This is a genomic window from Christiangramia echinicola DSM 19838, from assembly GCF_000423065.1.
Lineage (GTDB): Bacteria > Bacteroidota > Bacteroidia > Flavobacteriales > Flavobacteriaceae > Christiangramia > Christiangramia echinicola.
In genome coordinates, this window is sequence record NZ_AUHG01000016.1 from 200,426 (window position 1) to 226,671 (window position 26,246).

Below are 26,246 nucleotides of genomic sequence, written 5' to 3' on the forward strand. Positions count from 1 at the left end.
AATATGAAATATTTAGCTATTATTTTTCTATTAGTCTTTTCATCAGTTTCATGTCAGGAGCAGGATTGCCTTGAATTTGAGGACGGTGTGATAGCCTATCAAACTTTTGGTCAGGGATTTCCGGTTCTTATAATCAATGGTGGCCCGGGTATGAATAGTAAAGGATTTGAGTCTCTGGCAAAATTACTTTCAGAAAATAATAAAGTCATAATTTATGATCAAAGAGGTACCGGTAAATCTGTTCTTAATGAAATGAGCGCTTCGAATATGACCATAGAACTTATGGTGGGGGATATTGAAAGGCTTAGAGAGCATTTAGGGTATAAAAGCTGGATTATATTGGGCCAATCATTCGGAGGCATGCTGGCTTATGCATATGCTGCTAAACATCCTGATAGAGTTCAAGCAATGGTGCAGTCCCATAGTGGAGGGATGAGCCTGAGAAATGTCGCAAGTTTTAATGTGCGTAATGGTCTTACTTCTTCAGAAAATGACAGTTTAGATCATTATTCTCTATTAATACAAAGAAATCCTGAAAATGAGGAGTTTCAGAAGAAAAGAGCCCTGTTCATGGCCAAAGCTTATGTTGTAGGTAGCGAGCATGAAGAGACTATTTCAGAAAGATTACTTCAGGTGAACCGCGAAATAAACTCCATGTTATGGGAAGATATGCGTTTGAATATTTTTGACAAAACAGAAGAAATGAAGGAGTTTGAAAAGAATTTATTGATTATGCATGGTTTGCAGGATGTGGTGCCAGTAGATATCGCAGAGAATTCTCATAATATTCTGCCGAATTCGAAATTAGTTACTATGGGTAATTGTGGTCATTATGGATGGCTGGACAGGCCAGAAGTTTATCTGAAAGAGGTAAAAGCTTTCCTAAGGACAAATTCTGAACAAATAAATTGATCAAAGAAGTTATTTCTTTTTGAATTTTAAAATAAAGCATTTTAATTTGCAGAAGAATCGAGATGTGGCGCAGTCTGGTAGCGTATACGCCTGGGGGGCGTGGGGTCGCAGGTTCAAATCCTGTCATCTCGACTAAAACAGTAGGAAACCTCCTATTTCAAGGAGGTTTTTTTATTGCTCATTTTTAACTGATCTTGAGACTACTGTAGCCCTGTCCATTTCGACTGAGTTTTATCTGTGTTGAAATTCTTTCTTTCAATGAGTCAACATGACTTATAATACCAATGGTTTTTGAGCTTTCTGCCTGTAATTTTTCCAGTGTATCCAGAGTTTGATCCAGGGTTTCAGGATCCAGGGTTCCAAAACCTTCATCGATGAATAAGCTATTGATCTCTACATTTTTTGAAGCAAGGTCAGATAAAGCTAAAGCCATACTTAGGCTGAGGATAAAAGTTTCACCACCAGATAAGGTTTTTACAGATCTACGCTGTCCACCCATATGTTCATCGATGGCTACCAGTCCGTCATCTTCTTCTTCGGTTGGTTTATCAATGAGGTAACGGTCGCTTAGTCCCTGTAGTCTGATATTTGCCAGTTTTATGAGTCGGCTTAAAGTGAGGTCCTGCGCAAAATCGTTGAATTTATTACCGGTACGATCACCAATCAATTCATTGAGCATACGCCATCTCCGGGTTTGCTTTTCTTTTTCAGCAATTTCCTCCTGAAGCTTGTTCATCTTTATAAGGTCATGCTCATGATTCTTAATCAATCGATCCAACTCCTTGCATGTTTCAGTTACTAGTTGAGCCTGTTCATTTTGGTCTTTGAGTTTTTCCCTAAGCTCTTCTTCTTTAATATTGGAATCTTTCTTCTGGAATTCTTCCAGCTGGTTTTTAAGGATCTTAATTGAAGCCCGGGCATCGTTTATTCTCTTTTCTATTTGCTGTCGTTCTATTCGTAACCTATGAACCTCGGCATCTGGCATCAAGGCAGAAAATCCTGTTGTGATAGATGCAAAGCCCTTCTCTAGCAACACTTGTTCCAGTTCTTTCTCCAGAATTTGCAACTGCTTCTCCTTTTCACCAACTTGCTGCGTAAGTTTCTCCTGATGGTTATTTAAATTTTTGAGTTCGCTTACCAGGCTAATCCATCGGTTTTGAAATTGTTCGACATCTTGTTGTATATCTTTTCCGGTATATAGTTTATCAAGCTTCTCCTTTAGAAGTTTTCCTTCCTGTAGAATAGCCTGTAATTTTTCCAGTATTGGCAGGGAGGTTTTTAAATGTTGAAGTTTTGAATGAGCTTTTGCATATTCAGATAATTCTTCAAGCTTTTTTTCCAGCTGGTCACAACGATCTTCAAGTTCACGTAAGTTTTCGGCTTCGGTTAATTCACTGAATTTTTCTTTAAACCCGGTCTTTATATCCTGTAGATCTTTGTTTATTTCTTTATTCTTTAATTCAAGTTCCTCTGCTTGCTTTTTATAATTAGAAAAGTTGGTAACATAGATATTCAGTTTGCGGGATTGTTCTTCGAGCTGCGTCTCTACTTTTTTCATTTCCAGTTCAAGCTGATCATCTTTTTCCGGTAAGTATTTAGCATAAGGATGATCTAAACTACCACAAAGTGGACATGCTTCACCATCTTTTAATTTATGTCGGTGCTGTTCCAGGCTTGCTTTTAAGAGTTGATTTTCCCTTTTTAACTTAAGGTTTTCCAGAACCGTTTTACCTGAGTTCACCTGTGTTTTTTGCTTTTCTATTTCCGCAGGAAGGGATTTCAAATGAGGTTGCAGTTTCTCGTATTCTACAGAATTTCTTTTGAGTTCCTTATATTTTTCTTCAATCACAGCATACTCCCTGGAAGCTTCCCGCGTAATTTTATATTCCCGCTGAAGTTTATTTTTTAATGCTTCAATTTCATCAGAACTGGAGACCTCAAATTTATCCTTCCAGGTTCTTATAGAATTGCCGGTTTCTTCAATGCCTTGTATTATTTCCTTTCTTGAATGATCTGGATTGGACTCGTTTAGTGATAGTCCAACGGCATTAAGCTCTGAATCTAGTTTAGATTTTTCCAGCCTGTAATCAATCCCTTTTTCTTTTTTCTTCTCCAGTAGATCCTGGATCCTGGTTCTGAATTGGTTTAGGTTTTCAGAAATATTATCTGAATTCGTAGCTGTATGCGTGAATTCTGAAACCTCAGCGATCAGTGTTGCGGTTCTTTCTGAATTTGATTCAATATCTTTTTTGACTTGGGAAACCTCAGCATTTAAATTTTTGATTTCCTTTTTCAGTAGGTCCCAACTTCGTAGTGAATCCGAAATATCCTGAACTTTTTCATGCTGCTTTAAAGGAGCACCATGAGCTGAATCGAAAACTTTCAGTTCCTTTTCTGCAGCATTCCCTTCATCTTTTGAAATTCCTGTCGCTTTAGTTTTCTTTTGAATTTCTTCTTTTAACTCCAGGGATCTTTTAAGCTTTTCAATTTCTTGGTTACACTTTTCCTGGACTTCAGTCTTACTTTTCAGGTCTGCTTTCTTTTGTTCAAGGACCTCATCTGCCAGGAGATTATCCTTAAGTATCTTTATCTCATGAAGCTGTTGCTCGATATCCTTATTTAACAGACTATTTTTTTCGTAAATTTTCTGGCCTATAGTCCTGTATATACCTGTTCCAGTAATTTTTTCAAGTAAAGCGCCTCTATCTTTTTTGGTCACTTTCAGGAACTGGGCGAATTCTCCCTGTGCCAGCAAAGCGGCTTTGATGAACTGGTCATAACTAAGGCCTATCAATTGCTCATTTTTCTCTGGAACTTCAGATTTTTTATCGGTGATTAGTTCCTGTATCTGATGGTCATATATTTCCATGTCATTATCGCGAAGCTTTTCATTGCGATTGGTAGAAATACTCCATTGAGAACTAAATGTTCCATATTTACATTCATAGGTAACCCTGGCTATTGCTTCCTTTTGATTTCTGGTAAGAATGGTTCCGAATTTCTCAATATCTGTTTTAGAGATGGGCCTGCTGCCCGGAATCCTGGGAATTTTGCCATAGATCGCCAGTGAGATTACATCCAGAATAGTACTTTTTCCGCTTCCGGTTGGTCCTGTAATAGCAAAAAGCGAACTGCTAATAAATGGTTCCACTGTAAAATCGATCTCATGTTCTCCACGTAGGGAATTGATATTTTTAAAAGATATTTTCAGGATCTTCATTGCACCGGCTTTTCAGATTGCTGTACTTCTTCCAGAATTTCGTCAAAAGCACTTAAAATTTCTTTCTTAGCTTCTTGATCATATTCATGATTCTCGATAAGCTCCAGGAAAACATCCTTTGGTTTTAGATCTTCTAATTGTTGAGTTTCAGAATATAGTTCTGAAGTTCCTTTTGTTTGATTTTTGAATTGTGCTCTTTGCTTCACAATGACAAATCCGGGTTTCTCAAAATTGTTTACGAGTTGATCCAGCGCGTAAATTTTCTGAGCGTCATATTGATCTTCTATCAGGTCTATTTCTATTAATGAATGTAGATCATTAGTTGCAACCAGATCATTCAGTTTTTGCTGAATTTTAGATATAGTACCGCTTATCCTTATCAGCTTCCTGAAAACAGGTAAAGGAATACTTTCCGGTTCCCAGCCTTTTTGAGTATCTAAAACCAGCACCCTTTTATCATCCTTTCTTTCGCTGAAGGAAAGTGGAATAGGAGAACCGCTATAATAAACCGGGATTGCAGCATTTACTTTTTGAGGCTTATGGATATGTCCCAGGGCAACATACGAGAAATGATCACCAAATTCAGAAGCCTTAAAGGCCGCTAAATTACCGATCTGAATATCCCGTTCGCTTTCTGAAGATTCTATACCGGCAGTATATAAATGTCCCATGGTGATCACCGGAATATCAGGATAACTGGTTTTACAAATTTCGGCTACAGTATGAAAGATATCTTTGATCCCCTCCCTGATCGCTTCTATTCTATCCTCATAATTAGTTACCCCTGCGCCCGATCTTAGATCGGCATCGCGTAGGTAGGGAATAGCGGCTACGACAAGTTCCACCTCTTTTTTATTATTGTAAATCGGGACTAAAGTTTCTTCAAGGTCTACAGGCAAGCCTCCAATCACATTCATGTCTAAAGCTCTAAGGAGATCCTTAGGAGCATCCAGCATTGCCGGAGAATCATGATTCCCACCTGTGGCGATGATCTTGCATTCTAATTGCTGAAGTTTAACCAGGGCCTGGTAATACTGTTTTCGTGCTTCAGAAGAAGGATTTGCCAGGTCAAAAATATCACCGGAGATCAATAGCACCTCTATCTTTTCAGACCTTATATAATCTACAAGCCAGTTTATGAAAAGATCGAAATCCTCATTTAGCTCGTGTTTATGTAGTTTTTTACCAATATGCCAGTCGGCAGTGTGGAGTATTTTCATAGTAATGGAACTTACCCTGCAAAGTAATTAAGTTTTAACGCCATTTCAAGTCGTGTTAATTATTTATATACAATTATTATTAAGAAGTTGCCACTTAGAAATTTTGATTGAAGCCTAAGTTGCTGTTTCTTTTTCCACCGTTTTCCCCTTTTCAAAATACAGCCTGATATCTTCAGAAATTAAATATAAACAGGGCACAATAATTAGAATTATCGAGGTGGCAAAAACGATCCCGAATCCTAAGGAGATGGCCATTGGTATAAGATAATAGGCCTGGCTGGAGGTTTCAAGATAGGGGTAAAGCTATTAACAGGATTCTCCTTAATTAACGCCTGCAATATTATTATTTAATTAACAATGGTTAAGAGGTTTAGGTGTGATATGAGTAGATATAGGCATTTCGGGAAGGTTAATACTCAGAGAAGATAAAAGATATTCTTTTTAAAAAAATTCACAAATTTCTTAATCCAGCGATTTTTAAAAAAAAAGGACACTGATTTCCGCTGCATCAGTGTCCTTTTTTTGAATTATAGTTGAGTTATGCGGGAGGTCTTACTTCAAAGACAATAGGTAAGCTATAGATCACGCCAACCGGACGGTTTCGCTGATGACCCGGAGTCATTTTTGGTAAAAGGTTGATCACTCTAATGGCTTCAGCCTCCAGATCTTTATGCGGAGCCCGAGCCCTAATATTTGTTACTTCACCTGAGGAATCGATTTTAAATACAACCATTATTCTGTGAATACCTTTTAGTCCTAAAGTGGCTCCGAGCCCATTATTAAATTCTTTGGCCACATGATCCTGCACTTTTTGAGACATACAATGTTTTTTTGCTTCATTTCCAACTTCATTTTCACATCCAGGATAGATGGGGACATTGGCAATAAGTACGAAGGGAATATCCTCTATTTCTTCTTCCAGATTTCCTTCCACCACCTGTGAAACCTCAACGATATATTCCATTCTGTCGTCCAAACTGCTCTCGGTAGATTGGATTTCAGTTTCCTCAATTTCCAGATGGTCCTCAACAACCTCTATTATTTCAGGAACCGGAGGAGGTGGATGGGGAGGAGCTACCGGAGTTTTCATCTCTGTAATTGGGATGTCTTCCGTTAAAGTCATTTTTACCTGAACTTTTTGATCATCAAGTTCTGTACGATTATCAAACGACCACTCAATACCTATATATGAAATTCCCAGGGTAATGATCAAACCAATCTGAAAGAAGATCATTTTATATTTATTTAAATCGGCTTTGGGATTTTTCTTGGAAATCATGGCTTATCTATTTAAAGGATTTCTAATAATTATGTTTTAAAGTTAGAGATGGTATAGATGAATAATCATGACGATTGTCATGATTATTCACATTGATCTGGACTAATTTTAATAATTATTCACTTAGAAACTTTAGATATGAAGACTTTAGGCTTAATAGGAGGTACCTCATGGCATTCCACGGTGGTATATTATAGAAAGATCAACGAGCTGGTTGCCAATAAAATTGGAGGCTGGGAGAATCCACCGATGATCATTTACAGTTTAAATATCAAACTTATGCGAGAACAGAATATTCCTAAGATCAAGGCAGAATATCTGAAGATCGCCCGTAAACTTGAAGATGCCGGAGCAGAGGCGATCATTATTTGCGCTAATACTCCTCATATGGTATTTGAATATGTTCAGCCATTAATCAGGATTCCAATTATACATATTGGTGATGCAATAGGAGCGGAGGCTCGGAAACATAATATTAAGAAACTCGGTTTACTAGGTAACAGGCCCACGATGACAGGTTCTTTTATTCAGGATAGATTGAAAAAAGGTTATGAAATTGAAACTTTAATCCCGGATGCTGAATATATTGATAGCGCGCATAACTATATATCGTCGGAACTTACCCAGGGAAAATTCACCGATGAAGCCAAGAAATTTTTTAAGCAGCAAATGGAACTTTTAAAAGACCGTGGGGTAGAAGGTATTATCCTTGGGTGTACAGAATTACCAATACTTCTAGATCAAAAAGATTTTGATTTGCCGTTATTTTCGACCACAGATCTGCATATTCAAAAAGCGGTAGATTTTATATTGGAAAAGGTCTCAACCGTTTCATGAATATCCTCTTTACTAACATGAGTCAGTTCTTGCTTTATGTGCAGGAAATAATTGCTGGAACATTTGCCATTTTCTGTTAACTTTTCCCGCTATCTTTCTGATAACTGATTTTGTTTGTGTCTGCCCTATATACAGGATATTTGGGTGTCGTGCCTGTAACGCCTGGTATGAGAACATAAAAAAGCTGAACCTTATGTTCAGCTTTTTTAATTTGGATTACGAAATTTCAATTTGTTTTTTATGAGGTTTCAAAGCCTTTTCGTCTTTCATCAATTGAAGTTTTAAAACTCCATTTTTATATTTGGCTTTTACATCTTTTGAAGTATCCACACTTTTTGGTAATTGAAGGGTTCTATGAAAATTAGAATAGCTGAACTCCTTCCTGGTGTAACCGTCTTCATCTTCTATATCTTCCATGCTTTTTTGAGCTGAAACATACAGAAGATCATCTTCTATACTCACTTCGAAATCTTCTTTGGAAAATCCAGGAACAGCAAATTCAATTTGAAAGTCATCTTCATGTTCCATTACATTCATCGCAGGAAGATCTTTTCTAGTAGTAAAGAATTCATCTTCAAAGAAATCATCTAATCCAAAGGATCTGGCGATACCGCCATTCATCCAGGGAAATCTTTGTTTTGGTGATTTAACTAGTGACATAACTTTAGATTTAAGTTTATATTATTTTTTTTGCACTCTTGAATTTAAATCAATAAAAAAAGAAAAACCATGACCTTTGTCAGTTTTTAAATAACTTGTATTCAATATTTTAGAATAGTTTTAAGTATGTAAGGATTAACAGATATAAACAGAATTAAAAATGGAATATTATTTTAAAAGAACCCTGGAGGCTACTTTTGATGAAGTTGAAAGCAGGGTGAAAAAAGAACTGGAGAAAGAAGGTTTTGGGGTATTAACCGAAATTAAATTAGAAGAGGCATTCAAAAAGAAACTGGATAAGGATTTCAGAAGATATCACATTCTGGGTGCCTGCAATGCTCCCTATGCATTCGAAGCATTAATGGCTGAAGATAAAATTGGAACCATGTTACCCTGCAATGTAATTATTCAGGAATGGGAAGAAAACAAGATCGAGGTTGCCGCTGTAAATCCTGTGGCATCTATGCAGGCTGTAGAAAATGATGATCTAAACGGTACGGCCAGGGAAATCGCTAAAAAGCTTCTACGGGTCGTAGAAATGATCTAAATCTTAATTGCTTACCGGGCTAATCATGATATGTGCGCGATGAGTTCCGGGATCCATAAGCCACGGCATTCCAGGGTTATCAGGTTTTAATGGTAAGCCTGTGGACTCTGCTGTAGCATAAGGAATATAAACTACATACCTGAATTTTCCATTTTTAAGTTCTCCAGTAGTTTTATCATAATTATCAGTAGAACCAGAAAATACATAAAGAGTGCTGGGGCTATCGGGCATTTTCAATTTCCCGGATTCCACTTCTTCCTGACGGATCTTTCTTTTTTCAATTTCCGACTTTCCTTCCAGGCTTAATTCACGGCCGCGAGACATAAAAGGTTCTAGCTTTTTTGAATAACAGGTAACTTTAATTCCATCAAATTCCGGATCATCTGCAATGCAGATCAGGTTATTCGTGCCTTTACGTAAAACTACTAAATCGCCCTGTTCATTATATCCATAGACCATCGCACCGCTTCGTGAATCTTCAGGAGCAGCTAGCATTGCTGTGGCAATTTGTATTTCGGCTGGAAGAATTTCAGATTGAGCATATGCAGAACCTGAAATTATCAGGAATATTAAAATTGAAAGATTGCGCATTGGAGTAAAGTTTTGTTGAAACTGATTTTACTTATTCCTAAATATAAGAAATATGATTTTGAAGAAACAAAGACTTACAAAATGATCTCGATCTCATCGTTTAAAGACGGAATTTTCACATTCCAGTTAAATTCTGAAACCAGTTTCACCCTGAATGCATCTGTCACCCGTTTTTCTCCATGTATAAGATAGACCTCTTCCGGCACATTTTTAATATTTCGACACCATTCCAGGAGCTCTTTTTGATCTGCATGTGCTGAAAGACTTTCCAGCCTGGAGATCTTTGCTTTTACAGGATAATATTTCCCACGTATCTTAATTTCATGGACACCTTCTTCCAGTTGTCTTCCTCGGGTTCCTTCAGCTTGATATCCCGTGAGCAATAAACGAGTAGAAGGTTCATCTATGAATTGTTTTAAATAGGTGAGAATTCTACCTCCTGTGATCATTCCGCTGCCGGCTATCACTATTCTTGGGCCTTCTTTATCTATGATCTCCCAGGTTCTTTTAAAGGAAGAAACCAGTTCAAATCTATTTTTCATAGCCTCAAATTCGTGAGCAGGGATCTTGTGATAATCTGGAAACATGCTAAAAACATGTGTTGCATTAATTCCCATGGGGCTGTCTATAAAAACAGGGATCTCAGGAACTTTATTTTGTTTGAATAATCTATATAGAATGTATATTAAAAGTTGCAATCTCTCTACCGCGAAGGACGCGATTAGAAGAATACTTCTTTCCCTAATGGTATCGTGGATCAAATTAGCTAAGACTTCATCGATATTTTCCTCTGGATGTAATTTATTGCCATAGGTACTTTCCAGAAAAAGATAATCTGCCCACTCTGGTTTTACAGGTGCTTCCAGTAAAACATCTTCATTTCTACCCAGGTCTCCAGAGAACATAAATACTTTTTCTCCTATATGAAGTTCAATTGAACATGCTCCCAGAATATGACCGGCTTTGATGAATCTAAACTTTACATTTTCAGCCAGGTCAAACCATTCATCAATGTTGATATTCTTAAAGAGTTCTATGGTCTTTTCGACTTCTTTAGAAGTATATAGAGGTAAGGCAGGAGAATGTTTTGAGTAATCTTCTTTATTCGCTTTTTCAGCTTCCTCTTCCTGAATTTTAGCGGTATCCTTTAAAATGATCTCCGCGATGGCTAAACTTGGCGCGGTAGCAATAATTTCACCATTAAAACCCTGCTGAATCAATCTTGGTAGATAACCTGTGTGATCTAAATGACCGTGCGTAATAAGCACATAATCTATTTTAGAAACATCTACCTGAAGATCTTCCCAGTTAAGTAGTCTAAGTTCTTTTAATCCCTGGAACAATCCGCAGTCTATTAGAATGCTGAAATCCTCATGTTCTAAATAGAACCTGGAGCCTGTAACAGTTCCCGCTGCACCTAGAAATTTTATTTTTAATTTATTCTCCATCGTTTACAGAAATATCACAGAGTATACTTAGCTCAGAAAGGATCCGTTTCTTGCGATTTTCAGAAATTCCCTGGTGATCCAGCAGATAGGACTTCTCCAGTAAATTTCTTCCCAATATAATTCCCTTCTCGAGTAAAAATTGTTTTTCGGAATCTGAAAGTAGCGTAGAAGTAGTGATTGGATAAGCACCAGAATTATCTATTAGTAGCTTTAAACTTTCCTCTTCGGGATAATCCCAACTCAATAATTTAAGACCAACGCATTCTCCATATGTTAAGGCATCTAAAGTGAACCTGGTATTTGTAACCAGCCAGCCCTGATTCTCTTCTTTCTCAAAAGAATGAATATCATTAAATCTTGAATTTATATATAGCGGAATCTTAACATCACAATTCCTGCCTTCTTCACTATGAAATTTACATTCTATAAGATGTCCAGTCCCACCTTTTTTCGCAATGATATCTACTTCATGGGTAACACACTCGCCCTGTAAAACCCTATTCAGTTCAACTTCATATCCGGCAAAATTTAGTATTTCCGCTACAAATTTTTCAAAAGGAAAACCGGAAGGCCCTAATTCATAAATAGCTTTTTTTAATCTGTAACGTGAAGCGTAGGCTCCCTTATGATCCTTTAATAATGCAAAGGCACGATTGTATAATTCTTTGGTAGAAATGCCCTGATAAAGTTCATCTCTTATTTCATCTATTATTGAGGAGACAATAGATTCATTTGCACCACTTTTTAAAAGAGATCTTCTCAATTTAGAGAATGAGAATTTCACTTTCTCCCCTGAGGATTTAATAATATCCGGTTCAAGATCTCTCATGTATAATTTTTGAAAATGTTAGTTAGACTGGTTTTCCGAAAAGCCGCTTTACATTCGTTTTGTTTAACTCAATGATCGTAAATATTCCTAAAATGATACCCAGGATTCCGGTAAGGCAATTGATAATAGCCATCACAAATACAAAATCATAATTTCTTTTTTCTCCAAGGTATTTTGCGGTTAAAAGAGTTAATATTCCCATAGCGACAAAGAATAGAAATAGCACGATCCCAATGGTCATAACAATAGCACCACCAATTGTGGAATCATCGTCATGTTTATCATGAAACTGAAATAGATAAATTCCAAAAAAGATATATAGCAACGGGATAATACTAAAAACAAGGGTCAAAATACCTTTAATAATATAGAGAATTTTAAAAATTCTAAGGTTGTGATCTTCTGAAGTCATGGGCTTATTTTAAATTAATTATGAGGATTTTCATCAAAACTAACCATCCAGTTAATCCTGAATTTATCTGTGAACATCCCAAAATAAGAACCCCAGAATGTTTTACTCATAGGCATCATAATTTCACCTCCTTTAGAAAGCTCTTTAAAAATCCTGTTAGCTTCATCTTTATCCCCGGTATTCACCGAAATGGAAAAATTATTTCCTTGTTTAAATCCTTTTGCCCATTCTCCTGATGTATCGCTCCCCATTAAGACAGTTTCTTTACTTATAGGTAGTGACATATGCATAATTTTATCTTTTTCTTCTTCCTTAATTGGAGGCATTCCTTCCTGAGGCGGCATTTCCTCAAAAGTACTTACATGGGGAAACGTCCCACCAAATACAGATCTATAAAATTCAAACGCTTCTCTGCAGTTACCGTTGAAGGTCAGGTATATATTCACAGTGGTTTTCATAATGTATCAATTTAAGATAAATTCTATTTCTACTAAATTCAATTAATAGGTGTCGCATAGCAGAATTAATTTAAAAGGAGATACTATCTGAAGGTTTAGAGCAGTATTAAAATTAACTAATAAAATTCAGAAATCACCCTAAAACCTAAATCGAATCAAAAGATGCTTTCTTAATAAATTATATTGACATTGATTAATTTGAAATTTTTAAAAAATTGATAATCAAATAATTGTGGTTATTTTAATATCTTTATGTAGATGTAAAAAACTGGAAATTATGAGACGTTTACTTTGTTTGATTATAATAGTATTATTTAGCAGCGCAGGATTTACCCAGGGAGAAACATACCTGACCTTTGAGTTTATGAAAGTTGATAATTCTCAGGAACTCTTTTATACTGAAACCGAGGACTTCTGGGAGAAGATACATGAGCAACGATTAGCTAGTGGCGATATTGTTGGCTGGGATCTCTGGCAATTGATGCCCGGCGGAGAGGATCAGGGTTACCAATACCTCACGGTTACAGTATTTGATGATCCAATAAAAATGATGAAAGCTGGTGAAGGAATTATGGAAAGCGCTAAAATGGCATATCCAGATCTCAGCGATGAAGAACTTGAAAATAGAGTTAATCTGGCAGGTGGGTCAAGAGACCTTGCAGTTAGGTTGTACCTAAAAGTCGTTGACCAGGCCAATGCAGACTATGAAATGAAAACAGGAATGATCGCTTCTATGGATCTCATGAAAGCCACCGAAGGGCGTTATGAAGATTATGAAAAAGCAGAAAGTGAAACCTTTAAACCGTATCATAAAACGTATATAGATGCAGGAGCCAAGGGAGACTGGCAATTATTAAGGGTATTAATACCTCAGGGTTCTGAAGTTTATACTACACATATGACAGTTAATATGTTCGATGATTGGGAACAATATCTTAACTCGATGGAATTTGATGGAGGGATGAGTCCAGATCTTCAAACTAAAATGAACGATGGTATAACTACAAGAGACCTAAGATGGACCTATATGGCAACATTAGTTAAGATGGTTAGATAATAAATTAGATCTTATTATATAAAAATGCCCTTTGAAAATAAATCAAAGGGCATTTTGTTTATTAATAAATTCTCAACGTTTCATCAGTATGATTTTACTTTTATTGCTTTCAAAGACACCGGTTTGTAACTCCTGTTACCGTAGGATCTTACCTCATGGTGTATCTTTAGAATATAAAATTAGAAGCCATGAGAACAGTAGTTATTGGAGGGAGTTTTGCAGGATTAACTGCTGCCCTCGAGCTGAAAAGAAAAGGAAAAGAGCAACATGAAGTAACGGTTATAGATAAATCTCCTTTATTTCTATTTATTCCTTCGTTGATCTGGGTTCCTTTTGGTAGAAGAGAGATCAAAGATATTTCTTTTAGAAAAGACACGTTACTTCGGAAAAAAGGAGTGGAATTCATGAATACAGAGGCCTTGAACGTGGACCCTGAAAATAAGATCGTTAAAACCAGTATGGGAGATGTAAGTTATGATCACCTGGTCATAGCAACAGGACCTAAAGTAAAATATGATGTAGCACCAGGAGTTAAGGAGCATGCACATTATATAGGAACTCCTAATGGAGCAATGAAGACAAGAGCTGCTCTTGAAGAGTTTAAAGAAAATCCAGGTCCAGTAGTTATAGGAGCGACACAGAATGCAGGTTGTATGGGTGCGGCTTACGAATTTTTATTCAATATTGAAAAATGGTTACGTGAGCAACATATTCGTAAAAAGGTAGATCTTTACTGGACCACTCCAGAAACCTACCTGGGACATTTTGGGATAGATGGCATGCCTGGCGGTGAAACCATGCTAAAATCTTTTATGAAGATGTTCCATATACATTACCGTACAGAAGTTGGCGTAAAAGAAGTATTTCCAGATAAAGTGGAATTAACCAGTGGGGAAGTGTTACCAAGTAAATTTACGATGCTGATGCCTCCATTTATTGGAGTGGATTTTGTCAAGAATTCACCGGCACTTCGAGCTACTGAAACCGGATATATACCAGTAACAAATGATTACAGACATTTAAGTTATCCAGATGTCTGGGCTGCCGGTATTGCTGTAGATGTAAAACTTCCTTTTAAACCAGGTAAAGTTCCTTTTTCAGGTCCTAAAACCGGATATCCCTCAGATGAGACAGGTAAGATAGTAGCAGAAAATATTTATCGATTATCTAAAGGGAAAACTAAACTGAAAGAAAAGGCTTGGGGAAGAATACCCGGGATATGTGTCATGGATGCTGGAAAGAAAGAAGTGATCATAATATCTGACACGCTCTTTAAGCCAAGAAAATTCGCCATAATGATTCCGAATGTATTGTACGATTTCAATAAGGTACTGTTCGAGAAATATTTTCTATGGAAGACTAAACATGGCTTGTCTTATTTACCATAGAAACTTGATAGATCGGCGAATTTAAAGCAAACGGCCTTTGAACTAATTCGAAGGCCGTTTGTTATTATAAATTGCCATTTTTCTTTATTCAGGTGATTCTTTTTTGCTTTTGATGCTTTATCGCTTCTTTAACCAGCCTGAAAATTTCTTTTTTAATGATCTGATATTTACTATCAAATTCATGCATTTTGATCATTAGCTTTCTATGCTCATGCTTATAATTCCACTCATTCTCATAAGGAACCTGTTTGACAAAGAGGATCTTTACTCCATTTTTATGAAGAGTAACAGTTTTTAATAAACTTGAAACTTCCTTATTCAAAACATCAAGTTCTTCAAGATAATTTTCAGCCTTATTATTTAAGTGAGATTCTACTATAGGGTAGACGTTATTCTTTAAAAGATCTTTTAAGAACTCAAGTTCTTTTAGAATGAAGTTCAAACGTGAATGCCATATCACGGAATACTTATGTATGAGCTCGGGAGATTCCCATCCGTAGGGATTAGATATTTTGGTTTGCATGACGATCTATTTTTTAATTAAGAGAACAAATACCATTAAATGCGTGTAAATAAAGACAAGCAAAAAGATTATCTGGCTTAAAATTACTGCCAGGGAGAGGGGGCTGTAACTTCTAAATTATTCTTTAGAAGCGATTTATAAGTTAAGAATTTAGGTCGAAAAAAAATCTGATTCTTATCATTTTATTCTAAAAAGTTTGAATGACATTTTAATTCAGAAAATGAAATTTGAATGTAGTATTTTAAGGCCTAGAGGAATTGTAGCATATCTTGAATTTATAAGTTGCTAGCAAAATATTATTATGAAACCGATCATGTAAAAAGTAATTTAACCTGATTCAAATTGAAATCTAATTCCAAATTAATAAGAATCAAAGCTTTAATCTGAATCCATAGACAGGTAGTTGCCCTTGCATAAAATCAAGATCCTCAGATCTTTTAAAGCCTAAATTTTCATACATGACCCAGGCAACTTTCATATACCTTGTAGAATGAATGATCAGCTGTTTATTTTGGTCATTTTCAGCCTTTCCTATGCACGCTAACGTAAGTTGTTTGCCTATTCCAATACCTCTGTATTCTGGATTTACGGCCAGCAGACGGAAACCGGAAGCATTCTTTTCTTTTGTAGCAGTACCACCAGAGCCATAATAGCTCATATCACTAAAATAAACCAATGCACCCATTACTTCCTCTTTATCTGAAACTGCTACTATTAGTTCGGTTTTAGGTCTTTTAGTTAGATCACCAATATTTAAAAGTAATTCATAATATGCTGGCTGTTCCTTATGTGTTGGAAACCCTTCTAATTTTGAATATACCATCACCATAAGCTCTCCAATCTCTTTAAATTCAGATGGGTTGGCATTTCTAATCTTGATAATTCTTTTAGTCATGAATGCAAATGAATTTAAGCTTTTCGAAAACTACTTTTTCTAATTGATCTTTTTCAATTTTTTAAGGATATAAAAATAATATTATCAGGATTACCTGGATCATTTCGGGATTTTTTTTAAATGAAAATGTTTCTTTCCGGTAGTTTCATAGATCCTGGATATTTAATATTGGTAAAAGCCTTGATCTTTTCGAAAAGGGCTTGGTTGAATCAATAATCTATTCCAGTTACAAATGCTTCGCTTATTATCGCCTTTTCCTGAAAATCTGGTTTGAGATCATATTCTAAATCTCCGATTTTCCTGTATGCTGAAAGGTTGCACAAACCATCGAGCCTTTCTTTTTACATATCAGTTTATCTCAAGGTTTGATCTTAGAATTGAAATCGTTGGGCAGTCTTTTTTATTGTTTTTTCAGAAGAAGTTTTTAAGTTTCTAATTGTGGAAATTCTTCGGAGGTCGAAATAGTATTATTTACGATGAAGACGTATAGTGGCTGATTTTTATTCTATTTTTTCAGCTGAAAGTATTTAATAGAAAATATTATTTGCTTCGCATCATATGATACAAGTTGCAGAAGGTTGGTTATTCTGCTTTACCAAATGTGATTATAAAGCCATCAGGATCCTCAATGTCAAAATCTTTCATTTTATAATCACGATCTTCCAGATCATTCACAATTTTCACGTTTTGATCTCTACATTGCTTATAAACCTTTTCTATATCATTAACAAAAATGTAAAGGGCACGATGATATTTTGACGGTCTCCCTCCATCAGATCGCTTGGTAAGATGAATACCCACTCCACCTTTTTTTACTACGGCATAATACATAGGCTCCCCCCATTCAAAGGTCTTTTCGAAGCCTAGTTTATCTAAATAGAATTCGATGGATTTTCCCAGGTCGCTAACGGGGAATATTGTTGCTGAATGAGAGTAATTATTTGATTCCGCCATGTTTTATTTTTTATTACCGAATACTGCATCTGTATAGTAATAGAATTTCGGCATAGAATTTAATGTTCAGTTTGAGAAATGAGAAATTCTAACTGCGGCTTTTTCCGCTGCGGAAAAAGAAAAAGATGTAAGAAAATAATTTTTGTGAATATCAAATAGTTAAACTAAGCAGTAGAGTTTTTTCATCATATAATTTTTTAATAGAGTAAATATATGTAAAAAACTGATAATCAGAGTTGTTGTAGCTGTCGGTTTTTAACCTGAATCTCTGAAAACAGGAATTTTTATTTTGGTTAAACTTCAATATGATTTCAATTTAGCCCATAATTATTTTCTTGACTGTATAGAATTGCTATAACCCTAATATTTTGATGAAATTATTTTTTAATAACGGTGCCGTCTATTTGCGATGAATCATTGTTTTACAAAGTTTTCTATCTTTATCTCTTTTTCACATTAAATTATCGATCTTTTCAGTTTCGGGAACTCTTAATTCTACTCATGCCTAGATTTACCTTTTTAACCTTACTTTTTTCAGTTTTTTCATTTATAGGTTCATTAGCTCAAAGCAATGAAATGTTCATATTAGCCGGTTCAGTTTATGATAGTGAACAAAATAGTATTCTTAAGAATAGAGTAATTCATGTAGAAGGAAGGAAAATTTCAAATATTGGAAACAATATTAAAATTCCCGAAAATGCTAAAATTATAGACTTAAGCGATTATACAGTTCTACCAGGATTTATTGATGCACATACACATGTTTTATTCGATCAGGAACCTCAAGATGATTTTGCCGAGCATAGCATTAGTACATTAGTTTTAGAAAATCAAGCCTTAAGAACTTTGAGGGGATATAGAAGAGCTAAGTCTTATCTTGATGTAGGAATTACTTCAATAAAAGATCTTGGAAATTCAGGGCAATTTCTCGATGTTGCATTAAGAGATGCTATTAATGAAGGGACCATCGAGGGTCCGCGTATTTTTGCTGCAGGAAAAATCATGTCTGGTTTTGGCGGTCAAATTTATGGAGTTCAAAGTGGGTATGAAGAAATTGTAGACCTTGAATACCGCATCATAAATAGTCCCTACGACGCCGTTAATGCTGTTCGTGAACATGTTAATCAGAAAGTTAATGTTATTAAAATTTGCGCAGATAACCTACCAAATAACACGAGGTTAACCAGGGGAGAAATGCAGAAGATTACAGAAACCGCCCACGACTATGGGTTGACAGTAACAGCTCATTCCATTAGTAATAGATCTGCCTGGGATGCAATTAAAGCAGGTGTAGATGGAATTGAACATGGTTTTTTCCTAGCCGATTCTACTCTGAAATTAATGGCAGAAAAGAATGTGTTTTTAGTTCCAACTGAAAATAGCCGAAGTTACATGGATCGTTATTATAAAATTTCAGGCAGTAATCCAGACGATTTAAAATGGATTGAAGGCTATATGTCTAATATGAAAGAAAGATTGATGAACGCTATAGAAATGGGCGTTACCATCGTGGCGGGTTCAGATAATTACACAGATATTGGTGTTTCTCGTGGAATTTCCTCTCAGGATATGTTTAGGACCTATTATGAATCTGGAATGAAACCGTTAAATATTCTTCAGTCTGCTACCTATCTTTCAGCTAAAAGTCTTAAGAAGGAGAATGAAATTGGTATTTTAATACCTGGTGCGTTTGCTGATATAATTGCAATCAAAGGAGATATTGAAAAGGACTTTATAGGATCTGTTGAAAAAGTAGTTTTCGTTATGAAAGACGGAAAAGTTTATATGGATAGTACTTTTTAACTGCCTGCTTACTATTTAAACTGCAAAGCTTTGATCAAGATAATCTTTTAGAAAGATCATTATCAAAATGGTTATGAATATTGAGATAGCTAGCATTTTGAACTGTTTTAATAATTCTCTTTTTGCATTAATTCTAATTTGAGCAATTACTTTTTCTAATTGATCTTTTTCGATTTTTTCAAACAATACACCATCCATTCTTATTTTATCAACATAAATATTATCTCTTATATCTTCTTTAAATTTTGGTCTGTTTGAATATAATAGCGACTTATTATGTTCATGAAGACTTTTTGGACCTCTTTCAACTGGCATATCTTTAAATAATCTATTCGTGATTGAAAATCAGAATGTTAATGTGGATTAAAGTTAAAGAATTTTTATCTAAGACGTTTGTTATCAATTTTAAATCAAAGTTCGCTAAGTCAATTTAGATTTTAAATATGCACAATCTTGAAAATTTCATTCTCATTTCATGCGTTTACCTATAACTAAGATTTTCGCCCGTTGATATAATAAGGGACACTGCCTGGCAGATTTCGTTGAATTTATTCTTTTTACTAATAGTGCCGTCAATTAGCGATGAATTGTTATTGCCTGCAACTTTTAGTCAGATGTAGTTGTTGGGTTATGTTTTACTTCGAAATTACAGGAATTAGCAATAAAGCACATTTTAGCCGCTTCTGCGTGCAATTCATTAGCTTTTGATATCATTTTTTTATCGGTAATTTTTACAGTCGGGTATAAGGTTACTTCTACAAATTTTCCGATCCCGTTTTCCATTATTTCCATAACTCCTTTTGCATTGTCAACATATTCTATTACCATAATTTTATTAGTTGCACATACATGTAAATACCAAAGCATATGACAAGCAGATAAAGAGGATAGAAATAAATCCTCAGGGTTATATTTTGCGTTATCTCCTAAAAATGAAGGATCTGATGAACCATGAATTTGATCATATTTTCCTTCAGAGCTAATTTTATGATTTCTATTATATGAATTATAATCAGAAGTTCCACTGCCTTGATTTCCGGTCCATTCTATAGTTACTTGATAATTGTGTTTATTCATAATTTAAATTATTAATCTAATTTTTGTTTTTTATGTGCTGCGCCCCGACAAGGTAGTTCAGTAAGGCTAAGCGTTGAATTGGTTATAAGTGAAATTATTACTTTTTCACTAAGGTTATCGTCTTAGGGCGATGAATTTTGATTGAAGTTTAGTATTTATTGTTTAGGATATTTTTTAAAAGCATTTATATCAATTTCATTTTCTGAGAATCGAAGATTTCGTAGATGTCTACAGTATTTAGCTCTTTCCGATGCTGAATCATCAAAGGGATTGCTTTCTATTATGTATTGTACTGAAATAGGTTGACCTTTTTTGATCTAGTTTTCGACAGTTTAAATAGTCAACATTTCTAAATTTTGTTTGTTCCTTTTGTAGGAATGATAGTCTACATTTCTATTCAAATGAACAAAGTTAGGGGTGTTCAATTTGAGACTAAAATGTGGTCTTTTGTTGTTGTAAATCTCAACAGCCCTTTTGACCATCTTCTTAGCTAAGTTAGTATTTTTTATAGTACGTTTTAAATCATATTCATACTTAAGGGTTCTATTAACCCTTTCAGCTACGGCGTTCTCGTACGGATCATACTTTTCGGTCATGCTCATCAATATTCCATGTTGTTCAGCAAAGCTTGTATATAGCGGGTTGCAATACTGAATTCCACGATCGGAATGGTGAATGAGTTTCTGATTCTTGTATTTTCTATTTTTAATGGCCATTCTAAGGGCATCGATGCAAAGTGATGTCTTCATATGGCTTGCTAATTTATACCCCATAATTTGCTTAGAATAGGCATCTGTGACCAATGCCAGGTAGCTGTGTCCGTTCTGCGTTTTGATATAGGTAATATCGCTTACCCAAAGTTGTTCCGGCCTGGTGGGAACTTTGTCTTTTACGAGGTTCTTGTATTTAAAGAATCGATGTTTTGAATCGGTTGTGATATGGAATCGCTTTAATTTAGGAACGAGTAGGTTATTCATTCGCATTACACGATAGAATTTATCCCTTCCTATTTTAATACCGAGTCGGTTCATATCAGCCTTTAATTCCTGATATAGTTTAATTCCACCGGTGCGCAGACCATACTGACTCCGATACTCTTTAATAAGCCGAATGATTAGCTGTTGCTGTGCTTGCCTTTTCTGATGAGATTTTAACCGCTTATAGAAAGCTTGTTTGGAAACCCCAAAACATTGGATCAACCATTTTCTTTTAAACGGTTTTGCTTCTTTTTTTCGATCTCGTCTGCTAATGTTTTGGGCAATGACTTTTTTGACATATCGACTCCGGTGATAAGTTCCATATCAGCAATAATGTCTTGTTGAAAGTCTTTTACAAACTCCAGTTCCTCTATTTTTTCTTTGAGTTTCTTGATTTCATCTTTCTTACTCATCCTTTGTTTCTTTTGTTCTAAAGTACTGTATTTTTTCAACCAGTAATAGATGGAAGCTCTGGAAACCTGATATTTATCGGAAGCATGATTGATAGATATCTGTGCGTTTTGAATCTGATCGATGATAACCAGCTTAAGATCGTACCCTACTTTTTTGTAGGAAGTTTTTCGACAATTTTCATTTTGTTGTTTCATTAGGTATAGTACTAAAAGGTTTAATTTCTAGTCAACCTATTTCAGGAAAGTACATGTTTGAGCATTGTTTACAACGGTTTCGGTTACCGCAAGTTGCGGGAGTAGGGACGCGGACTTGTCGGATTAGTTCTTTTAATAATTGGTCTCTAAAATAAACATTTTTAGAAAACTACCCGTTATTTGCGGTGAACCGTTGTTGCTAACTGTGCCTTTGCAGAATTAAGTTCTTATGATTCTGGTTAATAGTTGATTCTTTTTTCTAAATTCGATCAATATAAATTCTTTTTTTTTGAACCAATTTTTGAAATTCATTCTTGAATTAATATTGATAGTTTTCATAGTTCTATTTTTCTATGTTTTGACTATTGATCTTTTCATTTTTAATCGTTTTTTTTTACAATTCGAGTATTTATCCTGGCTTTTTTATCTACTTCCAATTTTACTCAGTTCAATTTTTCTTGTAGGAGCTGTTTTTTTCAAGAATTTTCTATTTAAGTCAATTTCAACTGTTTTATCTAATAGCTATTTAGCCCTTTCCTTTTTTATGATTCTAGGAGTTTATTGTGAAGAAGAGAAGAATCTAGAAGCAATACATATTCTAATTGTAATTCTATTATCATTATTATTAGGTGGAATTTATTACAAAAAACTTCTTCCGGACTTACCACGACGTTATATATTCTTAGTTGGTCTAGCTTCAATTATTATTTTAGTAGATCTTTATTTTACCTTTATCAGTTATGATTTATTTTACGTGAATCTAATGACTTTTCTAGAACTTATTTAATCAGAGATAAGTCCGTAATTTTCTTCTAGCAGAATTTTTCTGGGCATTGTTTGCAACGGTCTCGGTTATCGCCAGTTGGCGGAGTAAGGGACGCGGATTTGTCGGCTTAGTGTTTTGTTGTTGGTCAAGATAATTATTTTCTTACTAACGGTGCCGCTTATTGGCGATTAACCGTTGTTGTAAACTGTATTTATTTCTCTAACATCCATTGGAGTAAATCTTCTTTATCTACTATCGACCAACTATGTGGATGTCTTTCTCCATTCGCTCGATATCCTTTGTTTTCTGTGGGAATATATTCAACTTGATCAAACTCAGCATCTTTTAGATTTTGCGAAAGTTTTTCAATAAAATTAGCGTTCATTTGATCATAATCGGCTTTTCTATTTTCTTTCCACCATTGAATATCCGGCTCTGTGTAAAATCGAATTCGGGTATTTTCCAAATTTTTTAAATTATTAATGTTGTCTGTTTTAGAAGTGAAAACTGAATAATTTTCATATTGATCTAAATTCTTTACAGGTTCCCCAAAATTCTCGTTTAACGTCTTAATTATCCATTTTGCTTCTTGAATTGCTGGTTGAGAATAATTGCTTTTTATATTTTTTTCTGCACTGTTATATAATGCTAATAAATCTATGGGAGAATCTACAATGAAAACCCCTTCTGGTTTAATTGAATTGGAGTTTTCAATTAGAAAATCACTAATTAAGAGTGCCATATTTCCTCCACTTGAAAAACCTCCAAGAAATACCTTAGTGATTGGAAGTTCATTGGATTTGAATAATTTATTAATTGATTCTGCTAATTCTATTTTTTCATTTTCTTCTAACCATAATTTACCGCTGTAGTTTAAATATACAACCGCTACATTCTTCTCATTAGCAAGTTCATTTATAGCAAATTCTCTTTTAATATCTTCTGCAGTTTCCGGATATCCCCCAAAAAGCACTAAAACAGCTTCTGTTGTATCTGGTTTATATAACTCGTAGAAATCTGAAGATTTATGGTTTTTAGCTATTTCGTTTTTCTGAGCAATGCTGAAATTTGAAAAAAATATCAGTGTAATAATGCAAGAAAATTTAAGCAGTTTCTTCATATAAATATTGTTTACAACGGTTTCGATTATCGCAAGTTGGCGGAGTAGGGAACGCGGCATTGTCGGCTTAGACCTGGTTTGTTGGTGAATTTAATTATTTTCTAACTAACAGTACCGGCTATTTGCGATGAATCGTTGTTGGCTGAAGTTATTTTCTTCACACCCACGAAAGTTAATATTAAACCTAATATCACTAAACTCCAGTAGATGTAATTAAAATTTAAGTTATATACCCAATTATTGTAATTGGTAGCATTTACCAGAAATATCAAGTAGTAAGCATTGATCAAAGCATGAAAAATTATCGAATACAGAATCTCTCTAGTTTTTATGAAGATTAATCCGCTTAATATTCCAAAAAAGAAGGAGGGGATCAAGTTAATAGGAGTTTCTATATGAATTAAGGCAAAGCAAAAACTTGAAATTAATAAAGAAGTGATTTTCTTATTCTTTTTTAAAAGCTTTAATATTAGAAATTTTCTAAAAAATAGTTCTTCTAAAATTGGAGCTACTAATATAACGGCTAAGAATTGGTAAATTAAGTCTGTTCGATTATTTGAATAATTTTCATTTTGAATATCTAGAAACCCATTTTTGTAGAATTCCATTAATTTATCTATATCGAATAATGGCTGATAGATTAGTTCTAATCCTATAGACATTATTATCAAGTATATTAGAATTGATAATTTATAATTATTTATTTTGAAGTCAACTTTCCTCGGAAATTCTACTTTCCAGAAAACTTTAAATAAAACAAAGTAGCTAATTATGAACCCAACAATTTTGCTGACACCTTTTAAATGGGAATTTGATAATGATATTGGTTGATCAAATAATTCAAATAAACCAATTACTCCAAGTTGAACTAAGAGAAAGTTGAATATCAATAGAAGGGTTAATAAAAGTGCTTTAGTTATACTCACTCTAAATAATTACAGCCAACGGTCCCGGTTATCGCCAGTTGGCGGAGTAAGGGACGCGGATTTGTCGGCTTAGTATTGGTTTGTTGGTCAAGTTAATTATTTTCTTACTAACGCTACCGTCTATTGGCGATTAACCGTTGTTAGCTGCTTTTATTTTTGTTAGCCTCTTCAATATATTTTCGAACTGTTTCTTCTCTTACTTTTTTCTTGTTATCGGCTAAAACTTTTACAAATTTTATATTGTCAGCGCCAATTAATGATTTAGAAAAATGTGGATCAGAATCAAATATTTCAAGGTAAATATCAGTTATAACCATTCTTATTATCCAAAACAACTTTTCAGTTTTTTCAAAAGTAATATCTGAATCTATATATTTTTCTTTATTCGGATCAGTATGACTATAAATTTTATCTCTCAAAATCAATACTTCTCTAATAGAATCCTCATTTTGTTTTAATTGAGTATCCCATTTTTTCAGTATTTGAGGATTCATTTTCAAATTTCTGTAATCTCCATTTTCTTGAAGTTTTGAAATAATATGGAAAAGATTAAAACGGTCCCTATTTTTAGATTTACTATAAATTTTCGCAAGTTCAATTACTGTTAATCTCCAAAATGAATGTTTTGTAAATTTAAATATTCTGGATTTCTCTACGTATTCAGATTCTATTTCTGAATTTGGTTTATGAAGGTAATATGAAATTTGAAAGCATTCATTAGCATATGTATAAATGTGCCAGACCTTTTCAATTTCCATTTTAAGTTCTTCTTTTTTACTCAAATTTCTCTAAAAATAATTGCAGCTAACGTTCTCGATTATCGCAAGTTGGCGGAGTAGGGAACGCGGTGTTGTCGGATTAGACCTGGTTTGTTGGTGAATTTAATTATTTTCTTACTAACGGTACCGGCTATTTGCGATGAATCGTTGTTGGCAACTGGCGGGTTACCAATTAATTTTTTATTCTTTCTAATTTAAAACCCTCTTTATGTAGTAGATTCAATATTCCATTTTCCCCACCAAAATGTGCCATTCCCACTGCAATAAAGGTTTTCTCTTTTTCAATGGTTTTTATTATGTCTTCAATCCAATTTTTATTTCTTTGATCAACTATTATCTCTGTCATAGTAGGTTCATCTTGCGACATATTTTTCTTTATACCATGAATATTTTCTTCTCTGTACATTTTAAAAGCCATTTGAAAATTTTCAATTAACAATTGATTGCTCATTTCTTTTTTAGAATCTTCGGTTTCTTTAAACTTGTCAAGATTAGCTAACATTTCATCTGCCGATTCAAGTCCAATAATTTTTAATTCATGTTTTTTAGCAATTTCTATTAATTGAATTTCCATTGAACTCAATTCTTTTGGATCGTATTCTGAAAGTAGCGCACTATATCCATTAGATAAAGATTTAGGCATTTTGTAAGTACTAATTTTTTGTAGTTCCAAAGAATCTAACATATTGAACTCAAGTGCTAGAGTATTACATTTCTTAAGACTGGAGATTGCTTCTTGGGCAATGTCCAATTCATCTTTAGGATATAAATGTATAGTTGAGAAAATAAACGATTCTGTTCCACTTTTAGAAGTTATTTTCCAAAGATTACCAGTATCAAAATTAACTTGATTATTTTTTGAACAACTAATTAAGTTGATGAAGATTAAAATTAGAATGACAGCTTTTTTCAAAGTTAAGTTTTAGTTAGAATTATGTTTAGCTTGTTGCCAACGGTCTC

Annotated in this window: 27 protein-coding genes and 1 tRNA gene; 7 read left to right on the forward strand and 21 right to left on the reverse strand. The window is 34.5% G+C overall.

The features are described from left to right. The first annotated feature begins 3 nt into the window (after positions 1–3). Both G530_RS0112630 and G530_RS0112635 read left to right on the forward strand, forming a co-directional pair. Positions 4–912, forward strand: coding sequence for an alpha/beta fold hydrolase (locus tag G530_RS0112630; protein WP_035716379.1), 909 nt, complete (start codon positions 4–6; stop codon positions 910–912). A 58-nt stretch (positions 913–970) separates the two neighbouring features. After that, positions 971–1,044, forward strand: a tRNA-Pro gene (locus G530_RS0112635). A 52-nt stretch (positions 1,045–1,096) separates the two neighbouring features. Here G530_RS0112635 and G530_RS0112640 read toward each other — a convergent pair. The 4 genes from G530_RS0112640 to G530_RS0112655 all read right to left on the reverse strand — a co-directional run bounded on the left by G530_RS0112640 (position 1,097) and on the right by G530_RS0112655 (position 6,631). Continuing rightward, positions 1,097–4,132 carry an SbcC/MukB-like Walker B domain-containing protein gene (locus G530_RS0112640; protein ID WP_026934887.1) on the reverse strand — a complete coding sequence of 1,012 codons (3,036 nt, stop codon included), beginning with the start codon at positions 4,130–4,132 and terminating at the stop codon, positions 1,097–1,099. Then, positions 4,129–5,352, reverse strand: coding sequence for an exonuclease SbcCD subunit D C-terminal domain-containing protein (locus G530_RS0112645; protein ID WP_026934888.1), 1,224 nt, complete (start codon positions 5,350–5,352; stop codon positions 4,129–4,131). The genes G530_RS0112640 and G530_RS0112645 overlap by 4 nt, the downstream gene beginning before the upstream one ends. 114 nt (positions 5,353–5,466) lie before the next feature. Next, a complete protein-coding gene (locus G530_RS17650; RefSeq protein ID WP_156888631.1) occupies positions 5,467–5,607 on the reverse strand; it encodes a hypothetical protein in 141 nt (46 codons plus the stop codon). A 283-nt stretch (positions 5,608–5,890) separates the two neighbouring features. Beyond that, a complete protein-coding gene (locus tag G530_RS0112655) occupies positions 5,891–6,631 on the reverse strand; it encodes an energy transducer TonB (RefSeq protein WP_026934889.1) in 741 nt (246 codons plus the stop codon). Positions 6,632–6,769: 138 nt separating this feature from the next. Between G530_RS0112655 and G530_RS0112660 the strand changes: the two genes are divergently transcribed. Next, a complete protein-coding gene (locus G530_RS0112660; protein ID WP_026934890.1) occupies positions 6,770–7,468 on the forward strand; it encodes an aspartate/glutamate racemase family protein in 699 nt (232 codons plus the stop codon). Positions 7,469–7,684: 216 nt separating this feature from the next. Here the strand turns inward: G530_RS0112660 and G530_RS0112665 are convergent, their stop codons facing one another. Further along, the gene (locus tag G530_RS0112665; protein ID WP_026934891.1) at positions 7,685–8,128 is read right to left on the reverse strand and encodes an Hsp20/alpha crystallin family protein; all 444 of its coding nucleotides are present in this window, start codon (positions 8,126–8,128) and stop codon (positions 7,685–7,687) included. Positions 8,129–8,288: 160 nt separating this feature from the next. Between G530_RS0112665 and G530_RS0112670 the strand changes: the two genes are divergently transcribed. Next, positions 8,289–8,675: a DUF302 domain-containing protein gene (locus G530_RS0112670; protein WP_026934892.1), complete on the forward strand. Its 387-nt coding sequence runs from the start codon at positions 8,289–8,291 to the stop codon at positions 8,673–8,675. Positions 8,676–8,678: 3 nt separating this feature from the next. On the opposite strand, the gene G530_RS0112675 is transcribed toward G530_RS0112670, so the two are convergent. The 5 genes from G530_RS0112675 to G530_RS0112695 all read right to left on the reverse strand — a co-directional run bounded on the left by G530_RS0112675 (position 8,679) and on the right by G530_RS0112695 (position 12,413). Next, positions 8,679–9,266, reverse strand: a complete 588-nt coding sequence (locus tag G530_RS0112675) for a hypothetical protein (protein WP_026934893.1) — start codon at positions 9,264–9,266, stop codon at positions 8,679–8,681. Positions 9,267–9,340: 74 nt separating this feature from the next. Then, positions 9,341–10,714, reverse strand: coding sequence for an MBL fold metallo-hydrolase RNA specificity domain-containing protein (locus G530_RS0112680; RefSeq protein ID WP_026934894.1), 1,374 nt, complete (start codon positions 10,712–10,714; stop codon positions 9,341–9,343). Next, a complete protein-coding gene (locus G530_RS0112685; RefSeq protein WP_026934895.1) occupies positions 10,704–11,543 on the reverse strand; it encodes an ATP cone domain-containing protein in 840 nt (279 codons plus the stop codon). Before G530_RS0112685 ends, G530_RS0112680 begins: the two co-directional genes overlap by 11 nt. Before the next feature lie 22 nt (positions 11,544–11,565). Next, entirely contained in the window at positions 11,566–11,955 is a 390-nt protein-coding gene (locus tag G530_RS0112690) for a hypothetical protein (RefSeq protein ID WP_026934896.1), read from the reverse strand. A gap of 14 nt (positions 11,956–11,969) precedes the next feature. Then, a complete protein-coding gene (locus G530_RS0112695; protein WP_035716384.1) occupies positions 11,970–12,413 on the reverse strand; it encodes a VOC family protein in 444 nt (147 codons plus the stop codon). A 277-nt stretch (positions 12,414–12,690) separates the two neighbouring features. On the opposite strand from G530_RS0112695, the gene G530_RS0112700 reads away from it, so the two are divergent. Continuing rightward, positions 12,691–13,470 carry a hypothetical protein gene (locus G530_RS0112700; protein WP_026934898.1) on the forward strand — a complete coding sequence of 260 codons (780 nt, stop codon included), beginning with the start codon at positions 12,691–12,693 and terminating at the stop codon, positions 13,468–13,470. 188 nt (positions 13,471–13,658) lie between these two features. Beyond that, positions 13,659–14,858 (forward strand): NAD(P)/FAD-dependent oxidoreductase, encoded by a 1,200-nt coding sequence (locus G530_RS0112705; protein ID WP_026934899.1) that lies wholly within the window; start codon positions 13,659–13,661, stop codon positions 14,856–14,858. Between the two features lie 88 nt (positions 14,859–14,946). Here G530_RS0112705 and G530_RS0112710 read toward each other — a convergent pair whose 3' ends face one another. The 3 genes from G530_RS0112710 to G530_RS0112720 all read right to left on the reverse strand — a co-directional run bounded on the left by G530_RS0112710 (position 14,947) and on the right by G530_RS0112720 (position 17,230). Then, the gene (locus G530_RS0112710; protein WP_026934900.1) at positions 14,947–15,381 is read right to left on the reverse strand and encodes a hypothetical protein; all 435 of its coding nucleotides are present in this window, start codon (positions 15,379–15,381) and stop codon (positions 14,947–14,949) included. Between the two features lie 370 nt (positions 15,382–15,751). Then, positions 15,752–16,276 (reverse strand): GNAT family N-acetyltransferase, encoded by a 525-nt coding sequence (locus tag G530_RS0112715; RefSeq protein WP_026934901.1) that lies wholly within the window; start codon positions 16,274–16,276, stop codon positions 15,752–15,754. A gap of 582 nt (positions 16,277–16,858) precedes the next feature. Continuing rightward, the gene (locus tag G530_RS0112720; protein ID WP_026934902.1) at positions 16,859–17,230 is read right to left on the reverse strand and encodes a glyoxalase superfamily protein; all 372 of its coding nucleotides are present in this window, start codon (positions 17,228–17,230) and stop codon (positions 16,859–16,861) included. Between the two features lie 576 nt (positions 17,231–17,806). Here G530_RS0112720 and G530_RS0112725 point away from each other — a divergent pair. After that, positions 17,807–19,033 carry an amidohydrolase family protein gene (locus G530_RS0112725; protein WP_240472160.1) on the forward strand — a complete coding sequence of 409 codons (1,227 nt, stop codon included), beginning with the start codon at positions 17,807–17,809 and terminating at the stop codon, positions 19,031–19,033. A 15-nt stretch (positions 19,034–19,048) separates the two neighbouring features. Here the strand turns inward: G530_RS0112725 and G530_RS0112730 are convergent, their stop codons facing one another. The 8 genes from G530_RS0112730 to G530_RS0112770 all read right to left on the reverse strand — a co-directional run bounded on the left by G530_RS0112730 (position 19,049) and on the right by G530_RS0112770 (position 26,199). Continuing rightward, complete coding sequence (locus tag G530_RS0112730) at positions 19,049–19,348, reverse strand: hypothetical protein (RefSeq protein ID WP_026934904.1); 300 nt, start codon at positions 19,346–19,348, stop codon at positions 19,049–19,051. A 291-nt stretch (positions 19,349–19,639) separates the two neighbouring features. After that, positions 19,640–20,110 carry an OsmC family protein gene (locus G530_RS0112735; RefSeq protein WP_026934905.1) on the reverse strand — a complete coding sequence of 157 codons (471 nt, stop codon included), beginning with the start codon at positions 20,108–20,110 and terminating at the stop codon, positions 19,640–19,642. 332 nt (positions 20,111–20,442) lie between these two features. Beyond that, positions 20,443–21,309, reverse strand: a complete 867-nt coding sequence (locus G530_RS16905; RefSeq protein WP_035716388.1) for an IS3 family transposase — start codon at positions 21,307–21,309, stop codon at positions 20,443–20,445. Then, entirely contained in the window at positions 21,306–21,695 is a 390-nt protein-coding gene (locus G530_RS16910; protein ID WP_035716391.1) for an IS630 transposase-related protein, read from the reverse strand. The genes G530_RS16905 and G530_RS16910 overlap by 4 nt, the downstream gene beginning before the upstream one ends. A 977-nt stretch (positions 21,696–22,672) precedes the next feature. Continuing rightward, positions 22,673–23,581: an alpha/beta hydrolase family protein gene (locus G530_RS0112755; protein ID WP_026934907.1), complete on the reverse strand. Its 909-nt coding sequence runs from the start codon at positions 23,579–23,581 to the stop codon at positions 22,673–22,675. Positions 23,582–23,682: 101 nt separating this feature from the next. After that, positions 23,683–24,507 carry a CPBP family intramembrane glutamic endopeptidase gene (locus tag G530_RS0112760; protein ID WP_156888633.1) on the reverse strand — a complete coding sequence of 275 codons (825 nt, stop codon included), beginning with the start codon at positions 24,505–24,507 and terminating at the stop codon, positions 23,683–23,685. Between the two features lie 140 nt (positions 24,508–24,647). Beyond that, a complete protein-coding gene (locus G530_RS0112765; RefSeq protein WP_026934909.1) occupies positions 24,648–25,289 on the reverse strand; it encodes a hypothetical protein in 642 nt (213 codons plus the stop codon). Between the two features lie 169 nt (positions 25,290–25,458). After that, positions 25,459–26,199 (reverse strand): TraB/GumN family protein, encoded by a 741-nt coding sequence (locus G530_RS0112770; RefSeq protein WP_026934910.1) that lies wholly within the window; start codon positions 26,197–26,199, stop codon positions 25,459–25,461. Positions 26,200–26,246: the final 47 nt, after the last annotated feature.